Origin of the sequence: Solwaraspora sp. WMMD937 (assembly GCF_029581175.1) — a bacterium.
Classification (GTDB): Bacteria; Actinomycetota; Actinomycetes; order Mycobacteriales; family Micromonosporaceae; genus Micromonospora_E.
In genome coordinates this window covers 5,601,381-5,616,301 of record NZ_CP120738.1, presented here as the reverse complement: position 1 = coordinate 5,616,301, position 14,921 = coordinate 5,601,381, and the positions used below count along the sequence as shown (strand labels likewise).

The window sequence follows — 14,921 nt, the reverse complement described above, 5'->3', positions numbered from 1 at the left end:
GCCCCGGACCAGCCCGGGTCGCACCGGGCCGAGTGGGACCGGACCGGGCCGATAGGCTCGCACGGGTGGAACTGACACACATCCCGGCCGGCCAGGCGGCCGGCCCGCGAACCGCCGTGGTCTGGTCCGTCCTGCGTCACGAGCTGGACCGGCAGCCCGACCGCAGGCTCACCGTGGTCGACGTCGGCGGCGGCACCGGTGGCTTCGCGGTGCCGTTGGCCGAGGCCGGACACCAGGTGACCGTGGTCGACGCCAGCCCCGACGCGCTGGCCGCGCTCACCCGCCGGGCCGCCGACGCCGGGGTCGCCGACCGGATCACCGCCGCCCAGGGCGACGGCGACGCGCTCGGCGAGCTGATCGCGCCGGCCAGCGCCGACCTGGTGCTCTGCCACGCGGTGCTGGAGGTGGTCGACGAGCCGGCCCGGGTGGTGGAGTCGCTGGCCACGGTGCTGCGGCCCGGCGGGGCGGCCAGCGTACTGGTCGCCGGCCGCGCCGCGGCGGTGCTGGCCCGCGCGGTCAACGGACATCTCGACCTCGCCGCCGCGCTGCTCGCCGACCCGCACGGCGCCGCTGGCGCGCGGGACACGCTACGCCGCCGCTACGACGCCGATCTCGCCGTCGATCTGCTCGCCGCCGCCGGGCTGCGGGTCGAGCAGATCCACGGGGTACGGGTGCTGTCCGACCTGCTGCCGGCGGCCGTCGCCGAGGGCGACCCGCAGGCCCTGCTCGCCCTGGAGCTCGCCGTCGCCGCCCAGCCGCCGTACCGGGACCTCGCCACCCAGCTGCACCTGTTCGCCCGGCGTCCGCTGTGACAGCGCCGGAACCGCCGGCCGCGGAGCTGCTGCGCCCGGTGCGTCCGGAGTACGGCGCGGCCAGCCTCGCCGACGTGCTGCCCAGCGTGCTGGCGGTGCTCGGGGTGCCCGGCGCCAGTGACGTACTCGGCCTCACCGGGCCGCTCACCGGGGTGCGGCGTGTCGTGGTGCTGCTGGTCGACGGGCTCGGCTGGCACCAGTTGCCGGCCGCTGGCGAACACGCCCCGACGCTGGCCGCGCTCGCCGCCGGCCGGTACGCCCGGCGGCTCACCACCGGCTTTCCGTCCACCACGCCGACCAGCCTGGTCAGCTTCGGCACCGGCGCAGCGCCCGGGGCGCACGGGGTGCTCGGCTTCCGCAGCCTGGTGCCCGGCACCGACCGGGTGCTCAACCACGTCGACTGGCGTGACGACCCGGACCCGGAGCGGTGGCAGCCGGTGCCGACCCAGCTGGAGCGGGCGGCGGCCGCCGGGGTGACGGTCACCGTGGTCAGCCGGCCCGAGTTCGCCGGCAGCGGGCTGACGGTCGCCGCCAACCGGGGTGGTGCGTACCGGGGCGCGGCCGACGCCGACGCCCTCGCCGCCGGGCTGCTCGACGCGGTCACCGCTGGCGACGCTCCGGTGCTGGTCTCCGGCTACCATCCCGACCTGGACCGGCACGGCCACCTGTCCGGGGTCGGTTCCCCGGCCTGGCGGGCCGCCGCCGCCGACCTGGACCGGCTGCTGGACCGGGTGCTGGCCAATCTGCCCCGGGACGCGGCGCTGCTGGTGACCGCCGACCACGGCCAGCTGAACGTGCCGGCCGACCCGCGACACCGGTTAGACCTGGACACCGACCCCCGGCTGCGGGCCGGCGTGCGGGTGGTCGCCGGGGAGCCCCGCGCCCGCTACCTGCACCCGGTGCCGGGCGCGGTGGGCGACGTCATCGCCGGGTGGCGGGCCGTCCTCGGCCCGGCGGCCCGGGTGGCCGAGCGGGACGAGCTGATCGCCGAAGGCTGGTTCGGCCCGGTGCCACCGGATCATTTGGGCCGGATCGGTGACGTCGTGGTGATCTGTCGGGACCGGTCTGTCGTGGTGGCCACCCGGACCGATCCGGTCGGCTCCGCGCTGGTCGGCTTCCACGGTGGAGTGACCGAGGTCGAGATGGCTGTTCCACTGCTGATCGCCACCGGTGCGGGTCCCGAGTGATTTGCCCGGTTGGGTGTGCTATGGGAGTGAAACTCGCGGTGTGGCAGGCGAGAAAGATCGAGTTCCTGGTGCGACGAGGGCCGGGCAGCGGTGCACTGTCCGGTTGGGCGGCTACTCTGTTACCAGGTGATGACGTCCGCCGGACGGAAAATCAACCTAGGCGGTCCGTCGTCCGGCTTTCCGACCCGCGACCCCCCTCGTAGACTTGCGGGTAAGCAGCCGGTTGGCTGCCACGGTCTGTCGGTCCGACCGGGCTGACCAACGTGACCGGGGAGGAGTGCCGTGCCGCTCTCGGAGCACGAGCAGCGGCTGTTCGAGCAGATCGAGCGGTCGCTTGCCGAGGACCCCAAATTCGCCTCGGCCGTGCGCGCCAGCGACCCGCGTTTCCACGCGCGGCGTCGCCTGCTCGTCGCTGCCGGTGTGATCATCATTGGCCTTGCCCTGGTCGTTTACGGCACAGTGAGCAAAGTGCCGCTGCTCGGTGTGGCCGGCTTCGTGGTCATGCTCGGGGCAGCGGCGTTCGCCATGCAGTCCCAGCGCAAGTCGAACTCGCCCGATCTGCGGGTGGTCGGCGGGACCACACGTCGGAAGACCCGCAGCGGGCGACGGTCATCGTTGATCGACCGGCTGGACGAGCGCTGGCGCCAGCGGCCGGAGGGCCACCGCTGACCTAGCGGGCGGGACCAGTCGCCCGGTCGGGCGTGACCGGGGCGGTCTTGTCGTGCCCACCTACCGGCCCGCCACGCGGGGCAGCGGCGGTCGGCCGCGGATCTCGTCGACTGACCGCGCTTCTTGATTGACCGCGCTGCGATCGAGCGTCTCGGCACGTGGGCGATTATGCCCGTCGCGCGGACCTCAGGTGGCGGTTTCGCGAAACCCCGGGACGGGTCAGCGACCCGCCCGGTTGGCCAACAGCCGGCGCGGACTCAACCGCGCCGCCGCGTCGCGCCACCGGCCGACGACCGAGAACACCCGGCTGTACGCCTCGACAACCGCGTCCCGCCAGCGCAGCAGTACCGACAGCGGCAGGAGCCGGGCCGCCAGCCGGGTACGCCGACCCACCCCGGCCGCCAACGCCGCCCGTACCCGCCCCAACGCCTCGACCAGCGGCTCGCCCGGCACCGGCTGACGGGCGTACCGGGCCCGCTCCTCCGCCCGGCTGAGCAGCTGGACCGCGTCGGCCGCCGCACCGTGGACCGACTCAAGAGCAGCCAGCCGCACCGCCGTCGCCCGTGGCGTCTCCGACCGGTCGACCGGCATCCGCAGGTCGACCAGGGTGTCGACCAGTTCGCTCCAGACGGCGTGCGCGTGCTGCCGGGCGGCCCCGGCGTCGGCGCCGGTGACCGTCATCAGCGGGGCAGCACCGGCGGCGGCCCTGCTCACGGCGGGGGAGTCGGTGTCCCGAGCGCCCGTCGGGTCGGTGCCCGCCGGGGTCACCGGAGCCAGGACACGGGCCAGCCGCCGACGGCGTACCGTCGCGCGTCGGGCCGCCGGCAGGGCCGCCAACACGAGCACCGCGACCACACCGGCGAGGGTCCACCACGGCCAACGGGGACCGGCGGTGGAATCGGCGGCGGATCCGGCACCCAGCGCACCCGGGTCGAGCTGGCCGGGTCCGGTCTCCGGCAGCGCCGTCGTCGACGGCGCGGCGGACGGGGCCGCGCTCGGTCCGGCGCTCGGGCCGGCGTCCGGCGGGGCGTCCACGTCCGGCGCCCACTCGGAGCGCACCGAGCCGGGGATGCTCGCCGCCGGGGTCGGGTCGAACGGCACCCAGCCGAGCCCTTCGAAGTAGACCTCGGTCCACGCGTGCAGGTTCAGGTTGGTCAGCGTGTACGTGTTCTCCAGCCGCCGGGATCCGTTGGTGAAACCGAACGCCACCCGGGCCGGCACGTCCGCCGCACGCACCAGCCACGCCATCGCGGCGGCGTACTGCTGGCAGAAACCGACCTTGTTGTCGAGGAAGTTGACGATGTCCTGGCCGGCCGTGCCCCCCTCGGTGGCCAGGCTGTAGGTGAAGCCGTTGTCCCGGGAGAAGTGTTCGTAGATGGCCAGCACGCGGTCGTAGTCGCTGCGCGCGCCGGCGGTCAGCTCCCCGACCAGCTCGGTCACCTGCGGCACCTGCGGCACCGCGGTGAACGCCTGCCGCAGGTCGTTGTCGGCCGGCAACGGTTGGGACCGGCGCAGTGCCCCCGGGGTGTAGCTGGTGCGGACGTACTCGAATCCGTAGGTCATGTTGCGGGCCCGCGACTGGCCGGAGAAGACGATCTGCGCGGTGCGGTCGTAGGCCCAGCTGCCATCCACGTCGCGCATCTGCACCGGCACCGCGTAGGTCGGCAGCAGCGCCATGTTGAAGTTTCCAGTGACCTCGACGGTCGCCTCGTACGCCTGGTGGCTGACCCCGGTGTTGCGGATGTCCGGGTCGGTACGCGGGTCGGGCAGCGACCGGGCCGAGTCCGGCCGCCCGCGTGGCGGGCGACTGGCGAAACCGTCCTCGCGCAGCTCATCGGCGATACCGATCCGCAGGTACGCGGGGGCCGGGTCGTTGGTCGTCACCCGGACCATCTCGGTGACCTCGCTCTGGTTGAGCTGGCCGCTCAACGCCGCGAACAGGTTCACCTGGCCGGGCCCGTTGCCCAGCCCGTTGCCGCCGGTCCCGCCGCCGCTGAGGTTGGTCAGCAGGCCCGAGGTCATGCCGGGGATGGTCAGCGGGATCAGCACCGCGACGACCACACCGAGCACGGCGAGTCGCCGTCCGGCGGCGGCCAGCGGCGACGGCTCCCAGACGTCGACGTCCCGGCCGTCGCCGGTGAACCGGCGGCCGAACCGGCGGACCCGGTCGACATTGTCGGCCATCAGCAGCCACAGGTAGCCGACCGCGCCGACCACGAACGGCACCGCCGGGACGCTGTCGACGTAGATCGCCACCGGTACCGAGTAGATCGCCAGCATCGGCAGACCGGCCAGCGCCGGCCGGCGCAGGGTCACCGTGAGCACGTCGACGACGACCGCGACCGAACCGATCCCCAACGCGGTGATGAACAGCAGCGCGTCGCCGTCGGGCACCGGCACGCCGTACGCGTGCACGTCCTGCGCCGACTGGGCCAGCAGCGCACCGAAGTGACCGATCGTCGCCGGCGACGGCAGCACCGCGAGCAACTCGTCGCCGCTGGGGAACAGCCAGGTCAGGGCGAGGAGCAGCGCGCCGATCATGGCCACCGGGTGCAGCCATCCGGGAGCCCGCAACGAGCGGACCAGCAGCCCGGCGCCACCGATCATGGTCACGGTGATCGCGCACTGCACCAGCCAGGTCCAGTCCTGGAAGATGGTTGCCATCGGCGCGGCCGCCATCAGGGTGGCTGCCGCCGCGACCAGACCGAGGTGTCTGCGGGTGGTCAATTCACTCCTCCGGCTATCGTCTCGGCCAGCGCGGCCCGCCAGGCGAAGCCCTGGGAACCCCGGGCGAGCTGCGGCCACAGCGACGGCAACTGGTCGCCGTGGTTCACTCCGATCACCCGCCAGCCGCTCTGCAGCAGCGACAGCGCGGCGGCACCGTGCGCCCGGTCGGCCTCGGCCCGCTCGTCCGGGCTCAGATTCATCCAGGTCGAGCTGTCGATCAGCAGGCCGACGCAGGTCGACCGGTTGCCCCGCAGCCCGGCCAGCAGCTCCGCCTCGGTCGGGGTGAGCGCCCCGAACAACGCCACCACCAGTGAACTGTCCGAGCGGCGGCGTACCTGATCGACCAGAGTGGCGATGTCGCTGCGCTGGCTGGCGGTGACGTCGGCCAGCCGGTCGAGCAGCAGTCCGTCCCCGTCGGCCTCGGTGGCGTCGGCGTCGATGCCGGTGTCGGTGACCAGCCGCAGCCGGTAGCCGTTCGACCGGAAGTGCACGGCGATGCTCGCCGCCGCCGCCACCGCCCACTCGAAGCTCGCCGTCGGGCCCTCGCCACGGTGCGCGTACGCCCGGGTGTCGAGCACCACGGTCGCCCGGGTCTCCCACGGCTGTTCTTCCCGGCGCACCATGAGTTCACCGGTGCGCGCGGTCGACTTCCAGTGCACCCGGCGCAGGTCGTCACCGCGGCGGTACTCGCGGGTGGCGGAGTCGTCGTCGCCGTGCACCGCCACCGACCGGGCCCGACTGTCCCCGGAACCGGCGTACTCGCCAGCGAGTCGGACCGACGGCAGTGCGGTGACCTGTGGGATGACCGTGAGCCGGTCGACACTGGGGAAGGCCCGGGTCAGCTCGCACAGGCCGAACGGGTCGGTTAGCCGGACCACCAGCGGGCCGACCTCGTAGCGGCCGCGGACCTCGGCCCGCACCGTGTACGCCACCGAACTGGCCTGCTGGGCACCGAGCCGCTCCAGCACCACCCGGGGCCGGCTGCCCAGGGCATACGGCAGCCGGTCCTCCAGCAGCAGGGTGCCGGTGGGCAGCCGGGACAGGTTCTGCAGCCGCAGCACCACCCGGGCGGTGGAGCCGACTGGGACCCGGTGCGGCTCCAGCGAGCGGGTGCAGGCCAGCTTGTACCGGCTACGGCCCACGTACAGGGCGGCCAGCAGTGGCAGGACGGCCAGCAGGATGGCGACCCGCAGCAGGTCCTTCTCGCCGAGGATCAGCGCCGAGACGACCGCCGCCGCGCCGGCGGCCAGGAACGACCGGCCGCGGGTGGTGAGGCCGCGCAGCGCCGCCCGCATCGGTCACCGGCCTCGCGGCTCGAAGGGGACCGCCATCGTGCCGTCCGCCGGGCCGAACTGGCGACCGTCGTACGCCGCAGCGGCCGGCCGTTGCCGTTCGTGGGGTAACGGCATCCGGTGCACCAGCTCGGCGATGATCGCGTCGGTGGTCCGCCGGGCGAGTTGGGCCTCGGCGGTCGGGATCAGCCGGTGGGCCAGCACCGGAACGGCGAGCGCCTGCAGGTCGTCCGGGAGTACGTAGTCGCGGCCCTCCAGCGCGGCGACCGCGCGGGCGGTACGCAGCAGCTGCAGCGTCGACCGGGGCGAGGCACCGAGCCGCAGCTCCGGGGACTCCCGGGTGGCGGTCACCAGGTCCACCGCGTACTGCTTGACCGGGTCGGCGACGTGTACCTCCCGGACGGTGGCGATCAGCCGCCGTACCCCGGCCGCGTCGGAGACCGGCTGCAGCTGGTGCACCGGATCTGCCGCGCCGTGCCCGTCGAGCATGGCCAGCTCGGCGCTCGGGTCGGGGTAGCCCATCGCGATCCGGGCGGTGAACCGGTCCCGCTGAGCCTCCGGCAGCGGGTAGGTGCCCTCCATCTCGATCGGGTTCTGGGTGGCGATCACCATGAACGGCGTCCGCAGCTCGTAGGTGGTGCCGTCGACGGTGACCTGCCGCTCCTCCATGCATTCGAGCAGCGCGGCCTGGGTCTTCGGGGACGCCCGGTTGATCTCGTCGCCGACCACCAGGTTGGCGAAGACCGCGCCCGGCTTGAACTCGAAGTCGTGGTTGTCCTGGTTGTAGACGCTGACTCCGGTCACATCACTGGGCAGCAGGTCCGGGGTGAACTGGATCCGGCGTACGGAGCAGTCGATCGACCTGGCCAGCGTCTTGGCGAGTTTGGTCTTGCCGACTCCGGGAACGTCCTCGATCAGGAGGTGTCCCTCCGCGAGCAGGACGGCGAGTGCCAGCCGAACCGTGGCGGTCTTGCCCTCGATGACCTGCTCTATGTTGGCCACGATAGCGTCGGACACGGCGCGGAACTCGTCATGGGGCATCGGAGCACCCAGATCGTCCCAGCTGTCTTGGGTCACGATCCTCCTCCTCGTCGTACGGCGTCACGCGGGTCGGCCCGGCCGCCCGCCGTCGGTCACGTGGGGGACCGTCGTCTCCCGCCGCAGGGACCCCACATGCCTCTCAGGCTATCCATCTTTCGCGCGTCCGCCATCCACGGGATGGTGTGGTCCGCTAACCCGCCCATGCTCACCGTGGGCGACCCGGTCGTAGACGGACGGTTCGGGTGCCGTGTGGGAGCGGGCAGGGCGGCACCCGCTCCCACCGGGAGTACGGGCCGGTGACCGGTCCGGTTCAAGTGCCCACCCGGACCACTTGCCCCGCCCCGACCGACCCCACCCGCCGGGGTGAACCCGCCGGGCGGCCGGGTAGGACCGGCATTTCCCGGGTAGTCGGCGACGCCAGCGGTGACCAGGTCAGATAGTCGGGCCGGGTCGACCGGTACGTGCAACCGGAGGGAGCTGGATGTCCACAGCCGGCTACATCGTGACCGTCGTCGCCGTCTGGGTGCTCTCCGGGATCGTAGCGGTGGCGGTGTTCCTCACCCGGCACGGCCAACGCGCCTGGTACTGGTATCCGTTGGGCGCGGTGCTCGGACTGCTCTTCGTCCCGATCGCCGTGGAGCGCGGATCGCGACCGACGGGGCGGTTGGAAGTCCGCCCGGCACCGGCCGGCACCGGGCCGAGCGCACCCGGCCCCGGGCCCCGGGTGCTGGTCGGCCTGGACGGCTCCGCCGACTCCGAGCACGCCCTGCGTACGGCGCACCGGGTGCTCGCCGGTCGGGTCGGCGAGCTGATCCTGACCACCGTGGTCGACGTCGCCGCAGTCGAGCGGGGCGACCGCACCGCCGAAGAAGTCGACCAGCTGGACCGGGCGCGGGACCTGCTCACCGATCGGGCGGCCCGACTGCGCCGAGCCGACGGGCCGCCGCTGCCGAGCAGCATCGAGATCGTCACCGGCCGGCCCGCCCGGGCCCTGCTGGACGTCGCGCAGGCTCGCGACGTGGACATGATCGTGGTCGGGCGGCGGGGCCGTGGACTGTCCAACCGGCTGCTCGGCAGCGTCGCCGACCAGGTGCTCCGGGACGCCACCCGGCCGGTGCTGCTGGCCGCCAGCGAGGACGGTTGAGGTGCGACCGGCGACCGTCGACCGGTGCCGGGCCGGTCCGTACCCCTGGATCACCGCCGCGCCGAGGGACGTCCGTTGACGATGATCGCGGTGCTGGCCCTGTTGACCGGGCTCGCCGCCGCCGTACCACTGCTCACCCGTTCGCTCGGCCGCGACGCCGGCTACCCGCTCGCGGTCGGTTACCTGATCGGTTGCGGGTTGCTCGCCTCCCGGCTTCCGGTGGTACTGGACAACGGCGCGGTCTCGGTCTCGGTGCGCTGGCTGCCGTCGCTGGACATCGCGTTCGCGCTGCGGCTCGACGGCCTGGCGATGGTCTTCGGGCTGCTGGTGCTCGGGGTCGGCGCGCTGATCATGATGTACTGCCCGCGCTACCTCGCCCCGCACCGCCCGTGCACCGCGCTCTACACGTTGCTGACCCTGTTCACCGTGGCGATGCTCGGCCTGGTCTTCGCCGCCGACACGGTACTGCTGTTCCTGTTCTGGGAACTGACCACGGTCTGCTCGTTCTTCCTGATCGGCCAGGCCAGTCCGGCGGCGGCCCGCCCCGCCACCCGGGCGTTGCTGATCACCGCCGGTGGTGGCCTGGCGCTGCTGGCGGCGGTCGTGGTGATGGTGGTCGCGCTGGGCACCAGCGACCTGACCACCATCCTGGCCTACCCCGACCGGCTGCTCGGCTCGCCGGTCGCCTGGGTGGTCGGTGGGCTGCTGATCGTCGCGGCGTTCACCAAGTCCGCGCAGTTCCCGTTTCACTTCTGGCTGCCCAGCGCGATGGTGGCGATCACCCCGGTCAGCGCCTACCTGCACGCCGCGACGATGGTCAAGGCCGGGATCTACTTGCTGATCCGGTTCTCGCCGATCTACGCCGAGCAGGTCGCCTGGACCATCGTGCTGGTCCTCGGCGGGCTCGGCACCGCGCTGGCGGGTGCGTTCCTCGCGCTGCGCCAGCACGACCTGAAGGCCATGCTGGCGTACTCGACGGTCAGTCAGCTCGGGCTGCTGGTCGGGGTGATCGGGGTCGGCACCCCGGCGGCGCTGGCCGCCGCGGTGCTGCACACCGTCGCGCACGCGCTGTTCAAGGCCACCCTGTTCATGCTCGTCGGCATCATAGACCGGGAAGCTGGCAGCCGGGACATCCGACAACTCTCCGGCCTGCGCCACGTGATGCCGGTTACCGCCACCCTGACCGGGCTGGCCGCGATGTCGATGGCCGGCCTGCCGCCGCTGCTCGGCTTCGTCAGCAAGGAGGCGATCTTCGACGCGTTGATCAAGACCGGGGTCGATCCGTGGCTCAGCCCGTCGGCCGAGGTGCTGGCCGTTTCGGCGTCGGCCCTGACCTTCGCGTACGGAGCCCGGATCGTCTATGAGACCTTCGCCGGACCGCCGCGACAGCCGGAGCTGTACGAGCCGGCGTGGACGTTTCTCACCCCGGCGGCGATCGCCGCGCTGCTGAGCCTGCTGCTCGGCCCGGCGGCCGCGCTGCTCGGCCCGTTGATCGACCAGGCGACCGAGGACGCGTCCCCCGGCGGCGATCCGCCGTACGTGGCGTTCTGGCACGGCTTCACCCCGGCGCTGGCGCTGTCGGCGCTCACCGTGCTGGCTGGTACGGCCCTGTTCATCGCCCGCAGTCGGGTCGACCAGCTGGTGCAGTCGGTCCGGCTGCCGCCCGCCGGGGCGGTCACCTTCGACCGTTGCTACGGCGCGCTGCTGAGACTGGGCGGGATCGTCGGCCGGCCGACCCGCTACGACTCGCCGGCCGCCCATCTGTTCCGGCCGGTGCTGCTGCTGGTGCTGCTCGGGGGGGCCGGAAGCGCCGCGTTGGGGTCGATGCCGCCCTGGCCGGCCGCTGCCGCGGCGGCCGGCGACTGGCCGCTGCTGGTGCTGCTGGCGGTGGCCCTGGCCGGGATCGTGCTGGCCAGGTCGGCACTCGCGGCGGTCGGGCTGCTGAGCCTGGTCGGTCTGATGGTCGCCACCTGGTTCCTGCTCGCCGGCGCGCCGGACGTGGCGCTGACCCTGATGCTCGTCGAGGTATTGACCGCAGTCGTCGCGATGCTCGTCCTGCGCCGGCTGCCGGCCCGGCTGCCGGGCGCCGGGCGCCAGCCGGTCAGCTTCTTCGCCGCCGCCCTCGCGGTCGCCGCCGGAGCCGTCGCGGTGGCCGCGACGGTCGGGCTGACCGGTCGTCGTGACCTGTCCGCCCCGGCGGTTTACATCCTGCGGACTGCGGAACCGGCGACCGGCGGCGGCAACGTGGTCAACGTGATTCTGGTCGAGTTCCGGGCGTTCGACACCCTCGGTGAGGCGACCGTCCTCGTCGCCGTGGCGCTCGGGCTGATCGGGCTGTTCCGGACCACCGGACGCGGCGTCGTCGGCGGGCCTGGCGGCACCGCTGGGCGCGGCCGCACCGGATCCGGCCCGGCCATACCGGATCCGGTGCTCCGGTTCGCGCACCGACTGCTCACCCCGGTGATGCTGGTGGTCTCGGCGTGGCTGTTCCTGCGCGGCCACGACGAGCCCGGCGGCGGCTTCGTCGCCGCGCTGGTGGCCGGGATCGCGGCCGGGCTCGGCCAACTGGCGTACGCCGGCCACCCACCGACGGCGGCCGGCCGGCTGCGGCCCCGGCCGCTGCTCGCCGCAGGGCTGCTGACCTGTCTCGGGATCGGCCTGTCCGCGCTGCTGGCCGGTGAGCCGTTCCTGACGCCGTCGCCCGGACTGAAACTGTCGGTGCTCGGCTTCGCGGTGTCGCCGGTGACCGTCTTCGACCTCGGCGTCTATCTGATGGTGCTGGGCCTGATCGCGGCGGCGGTACGGCGGCTCGGCACGGTGGTCCCGTCGGACGCTGGAGTTCCGTCGGACGCGCCGGTCCCGCCCGACGCGGCGGGGGTGCGGGCACCGTGACTGTCGCGTTGGTGATCGGCCTGCTCACCGCAGCCGGCGTCTATCTGATCCTGCACCGCGGCCTGATCCGGGTCGTCATCGGCTTCGTCCTGCTCGGCCACGCCGTCAACATCCTGCTGCTCGCCTCGGGCGGGCTGTGGCGCCGACAGCCGCCGTTCGGCGACATCGACCCCGCGGCGACGGCCGATCCGCTGCCCCAGGCCTTCGCGCTCACCGCCATCGTGATCACCTTCGGCATCACGATCTTCCTGCTCGCGCTCGCGGTGGTCGACCGGCCGCGACCGGGCCGACCCGATCTGGAGCTGGGCGAGGCCGGCCCGGACGGCAGGGACGGTCCGGACGGCGCGGCGGGACCGGAGCCGGAACCCGGCCCGGAGCCGGTGCTGACCGAGCCACGGTCGATGTCCGACCAGGTCGCCGAACACGGTCGGACAGCGGCCGGCGGCGACACCGGGGAGCTGCCCCGATGAACGCGCCGCTGCCGCTGGTCGGTCCGATCGTGCTGCCACTGGTCGTGGCCGGACTGCTGCTGGCCGTACCGCGTCGGTTGACGCTGCACCGGATCGGCTGGCTGGGTACCGGCGCGGCTGTGCTCGCTCAGGGCGGTACGCTGTTGGCCGCGACCCGCCGTGGTGAGGTGCTGACCGAACGGATCGGTGGCTGGCCGGCCGGCTTCACGATCACCCTGGCGGCGGACACCTTCAGCGCACTGATGGTCACGGTCGTGGCGCTGGTCGTGCTGCTGTGCGGGGTCTTCGCCATCGGTTCCGGGGACGACCGACGGCCGTACCTGGTCCCGCTGGCGCTGATGACGAGCGCCGGCGCATTCGGGGCCTTCCTGACCGCCGACCTGTTCAACCTGTTCGTGCTGATCGAGGTCATGCTGGTGCCGTCGTACGTGCTGCTGACCGCCGGCGCCGGCCGGGAGCGGACGGTGGCCGGGCGGATCTACGTGACCGTCAACCTGCTGGCGTCCACGATCCTGCTGGCCGGGGTGGGGCTGGTCTACGCCGTCGCCGGCACCGTCGATCTCGGCGAACTGGCCGGGGCAGCCGGCCGCGACGGCGCGTTGGCCCTGGCCGGCACCGTGGTGCTGCTCGCCCTGGCGGTGAAGGCCGCGGTGGTGCCGCTGCACGGCTGGCTGCCCCGCAGCTACCCGTACGCGCCACCGGTGGTCACCGCGCTGTTCTCCGGCATCCTCACCAAGGTCGGCGGGTACGCGATCGTCCGGATCGTGGCGGTGGTCTACGACGGCGCGGTCGACTACCGGTGGGTGATCGGGCTGGCTGCCGCCGTGACCATGGTGATCGGCGTCCTCGGGGCGCTCGGCGAGACCACGATGCGTTCAGTGCTCGCGTTCCACATGGTCAGCCAGATCGGCTACCTGCTGATCGGGCTGGTGGTGTTCAGCCCGGCCGCACTCACCGCGGCGATCTTCTTCCTGGTGCAGTACATCCTGGTCAAGGCGGCGTTGTTCCTCTGCGCCGGTGCGGTGGTGGTCGGCTACGGCACCGATCGGCTGGACCGGCTCGGCGGGCTGGCCACGGCGCACCGGCTGCTCGCCCTGGCCTTCATCGGCGCGGGGCTGTCGCTGGCCGGGATGCCGCCGTTCTCCGGATTCCTGGCCAAGTTCCTGCTGCTGCGGGCCGCGGTCGCCGACGGCAACTATCTGATCTTCGCGGTCGCGGTGCTGGTCAGCCTCGGGACACTCATCTCGATGATCAAGATCTGGGATCTGGCGTTCTGGGGCGAACCCGCGCCCGCACCCCCGGACCCGGCCGGTCAACCGCCGGTCTCCGCGGACTCGGCCGGCCACCCGCCCGCCCGCACCACCGACGACGTACCGCCGCGAATCGCCACCTGGCTGACCGGGCCGGCGGTGCTGCTCGCGGCCCTCACCCTGCTACTCGGGCCGGCCGCGCAGCCCCTGCTCGGTCTGGCCGCCACCGCAGCCGACGGACTGATCAACCCGAGTGCCTATGTAGAGGCGGTGACCGGACGGTGACCAGACGAACGCGACGGACGGAAGAGCCCCGTACCGGCCAGGTGGAGAGCCGCACCGGCCGGCGAGCCGGCGGTGGCCGGGCCGGCAGGCCACGCCGGGGGTCGGCCCGGACGCTGCTGCACTGGCCGGTCCGGACGCTGCGCCGGGCCGGCCGGGTACTGGGCTTTGCCGGCTACTTCACCGGTCGCCTGGTAGTGGCGAACGTCGTCGTCGCCCGGGAGATCGTCACGCCGGGCAGCGGGCTGTCGCCGGGGATCGTCGAGTTCCCGCTGCGGACCCGGACCAGTACCGAGATGGTGCTGATGGCGCTGGCCGTCGGACTGACCCCGGGCACACTCACCGTGGCGGTCCGGCCGCAACCGCCGACCCTGTTCGTGCACGGTATGCATGCCGAGGACCCGCAGCGGTTCCGTGCCGAACTCGCCCGGCTACAGGACCACCTGCTGCCCGCCGCGCGCCCGGTCGAGCCGGTCGACCAGCCGGGGGGAGCCCGCCGGTGACCGGACTCGACCTCGTTCTCGCCGTCCTGGCCCTGGCGATGGCGACGGCGATCATCCGTCTGGTGATCGGCCCGACCGACGCCGACCGTGCCGCCGCCGTCGACTTCGGCTTCTTCGTCTTCATCGCCGGGGTGGCGGTCCTCGCTGCCCGGCTGCGGATCGCCGAACTGCTCGACATCGTGCTGACCGCGACCCTGGTCGGGTTCCTCGCCACGGTCGCGCTCGCCCGCCTGGTGCATCGGAGGAGCCGGTGACCGGCTGGAACGTGCTCGCCGGGGTACTGCTCGGTGCGGGCACCCTGCTGATCGGGATCACCGGGCTCGGCATGCTACGGCTGCCCGACGTCTACAACCGGATGAACGCGGTGGCGAAGGCGGCCAGCCTGGGCCTGGTGCTCATCCTGCTCGGCGTGCTGACCCTGCTGCCCAGCCCACGGACCGCGGCGGTGGTGACCCTGGCCGTACTGCTGCAGGTGGTCACCGCGCCGGTCGGCGGGTACGCGCTGGCCCGGGCGGCCTACCTGTCCGGTGCGCCGATGAGCCCGCAGAGCAGGTTCGACGCCCTCGCCGAGCAGGGCGAGACACGGCCGGGCGCGGTGCCGGAGGGACCGGGGGAGGCCAGCCGACCGGAGCCCTAGCCGAAGCCGTCGCCG

At 73.2% G+C, this 14,921-nt stretch carries 12 protein-coding genes and 1 pseudogene; 10 read left to right on the top strand and 3 right to left on the bottom strand.

Annotated elements, in window-relative coordinates:
* Window positions 1-65: 65 nt before the first annotated feature.
* The 3 genes from O7621_RS24735 (at window position 66) to O7621_RS24725 (ending at window position 2,668) form a co-directional block, all read left to right on the top strand.
* Window positions 66-812, top strand: a complete 747-nt coding sequence (locus O7621_RS24735; RefSeq protein WP_282231456.1) for a methyltransferase domain-containing protein — start codon at window positions 66-68, stop codon at window positions 810-812.
* On the top strand, window positions 809-1,999 hold the full coding sequence (locus tag O7621_RS24730; RefSeq protein ID WP_348775261.1) for a nucleotide pyrophosphatase/phosphodiesterase family protein: 1,191 nt from the start codon (window positions 809-811) through the stop codon (window positions 1,997-1,999). The genes O7621_RS24735 and O7621_RS24730 overlap by 4 nt, the downstream gene beginning before the upstream one ends.
* A gap of 282 nt (window positions 2,000-2,281) precedes the next feature.
* The gene (locus O7621_RS24725; protein WP_123602618.1) at window positions 2,282-2,668 is read left to right on the top strand and encodes a DUF3040 domain-containing protein; all 387 of its coding nucleotides are present in this window, start codon (window positions 2,282-2,284) and stop codon (window positions 2,666-2,668) included.
* 219 nt (window positions 2,669-2,887) lie between these two features.
* Here O7621_RS24725 and O7621_RS24720 read toward each other — a convergent pair whose 3' ends face one another.
* The 3 genes from O7621_RS24720 to O7621_RS24710 are packed head-to-tail and all read right to left on the bottom strand — an operon-like array spanning window position 2,888 to window position 7,764.
* Window positions 2,888-5,395 carry a DUF3488 and transglutaminase-like domain-containing protein gene (locus tag O7621_RS24720; RefSeq protein WP_282231455.1) on the bottom strand — a complete coding sequence of 836 codons (2,508 nt, stop codon included), beginning with the start codon at window positions 5,393-5,395 and terminating at the stop codon, window positions 2,888-2,890.
* Window positions 5,392-6,690: a DUF58 domain-containing protein gene (locus O7621_RS24715; RefSeq protein WP_282231454.1), complete on the bottom strand. Its 1,299-nt coding sequence runs from the start codon at window positions 6,688-6,690 to the stop codon at window positions 5,392-5,394. The genes O7621_RS24720 and O7621_RS24715 overlap by 4 nt, the downstream gene beginning before the upstream one ends.
* 3 nt (window positions 6,691-6,693) lie before the next feature.
* Complete coding sequence (locus O7621_RS24710) at window positions 6,694-7,764, bottom strand: MoxR family ATPase (RefSeq protein ID WP_282231453.1); 1,071 nt, start codon at window positions 7,762-7,764, stop codon at window positions 6,694-6,696.
* 445 nt (window positions 7,765-8,209) lie between these two features.
* On the opposite strand from O7621_RS24710, the gene O7621_RS24705 reads away from it, so the two are divergent.
* From O7621_RS24705 to mnhG, 7 genes and pseudogenes are all read left to right on the top strand, one after another.
* Window positions 8,210-8,872 (top strand): universal stress protein, encoded by a 663-nt coding sequence (locus tag O7621_RS24705; protein ID WP_282231452.1) that lies wholly within the window; start codon window positions 8,210-8,212, stop codon window positions 8,870-8,872.
* An 81-nt stretch (window positions 8,873-8,953) separates the two neighbouring features.
* Window positions 8,954-11,764 (top strand): hydrogen gas-evolving membrane-bound hydrogenase subunit E, encoded by a 2,811-nt coding sequence (gene mbhE / locus O7621_RS24700; RefSeq protein ID WP_282234720.1) that lies wholly within the window; start codon window positions 8,954-8,956, stop codon window positions 11,762-11,764.
* Window positions 11,761-12,024: pseudogene (locus O7621_RS29255) on the top strand (NADH-quinone oxidoreductase subunit K); the annotation flags it as partial. The gene mbhE and the pseudogene O7621_RS29255, both read left to right, overlap by 4 nt.
* 206 nt (window positions 12,025-12,230) lie before the next feature.
* Window positions 12,231-13,769 (top strand): monovalent cation/H+ antiporter subunit D family protein, encoded by a 1,539-nt coding sequence (locus O7621_RS24690; protein WP_282231451.1) that lies wholly within the window; start codon window positions 12,231-12,233, stop codon window positions 13,767-13,769.
* 113 nt (window positions 13,770-13,882) lie between these two features.
* Window positions 13,883-14,269: a Na+/H+ antiporter subunit E gene (locus O7621_RS24685; RefSeq protein ID WP_282234718.1), complete on the top strand. Its 387-nt coding sequence runs from the start codon at window positions 13,883-13,885 to the stop codon at window positions 14,267-14,269.
* Window positions 14,266-14,523, top strand: a complete 258-nt coding sequence (locus O7621_RS24680; protein WP_278170202.1) for a monovalent cation/H+ antiporter complex subunit F — start codon at window positions 14,266-14,268, stop codon at window positions 14,521-14,523. Before O7621_RS24685 ends, O7621_RS24680 begins: the two co-directional genes overlap by 4 nt.
* Entirely contained in the window at window positions 14,520-14,906 is a 387-nt protein-coding gene (mnhG, locus tag O7621_RS24675; RefSeq protein WP_282231450.1) for a monovalent cation/H(+) antiporter subunit G, read from the top strand. Before O7621_RS24680 ends, mnhG begins: the two co-directional genes overlap by 4 nt.
* Window positions 14,907-14,921 lie beyond the last annotated feature (15 nt).

Coding starts and splice junctions, on each gene's coding strand:
- mbhE (WP_282234720.1), top strand. CDS start 8,954: ATGATCGCGGTGCTGGCCCTGTTGACCGGGCTCGCCGCCGCCGTACCA.
- O7621_RS24715 (WP_282231454.1), bottom strand. CDS start 6,690: ATGCGGGCGGCGCTGCGCGGCCTCACCACCCGCGGCCGGTCGTTCCTG.
- O7621_RS24690 (WP_282231451.1), top strand. CDS start 12,231: ATGAACGCGCCGCTGCCGCTGGTCGGTCCGATCGTGCTGCCACTGGTC.
- O7621_RS24705 (WP_282231452.1), top strand. CDS start 8,210: ATGTCCACAGCCGGCTACATCGTGACCGTCGTCGCCGTCTGGGTGCTC.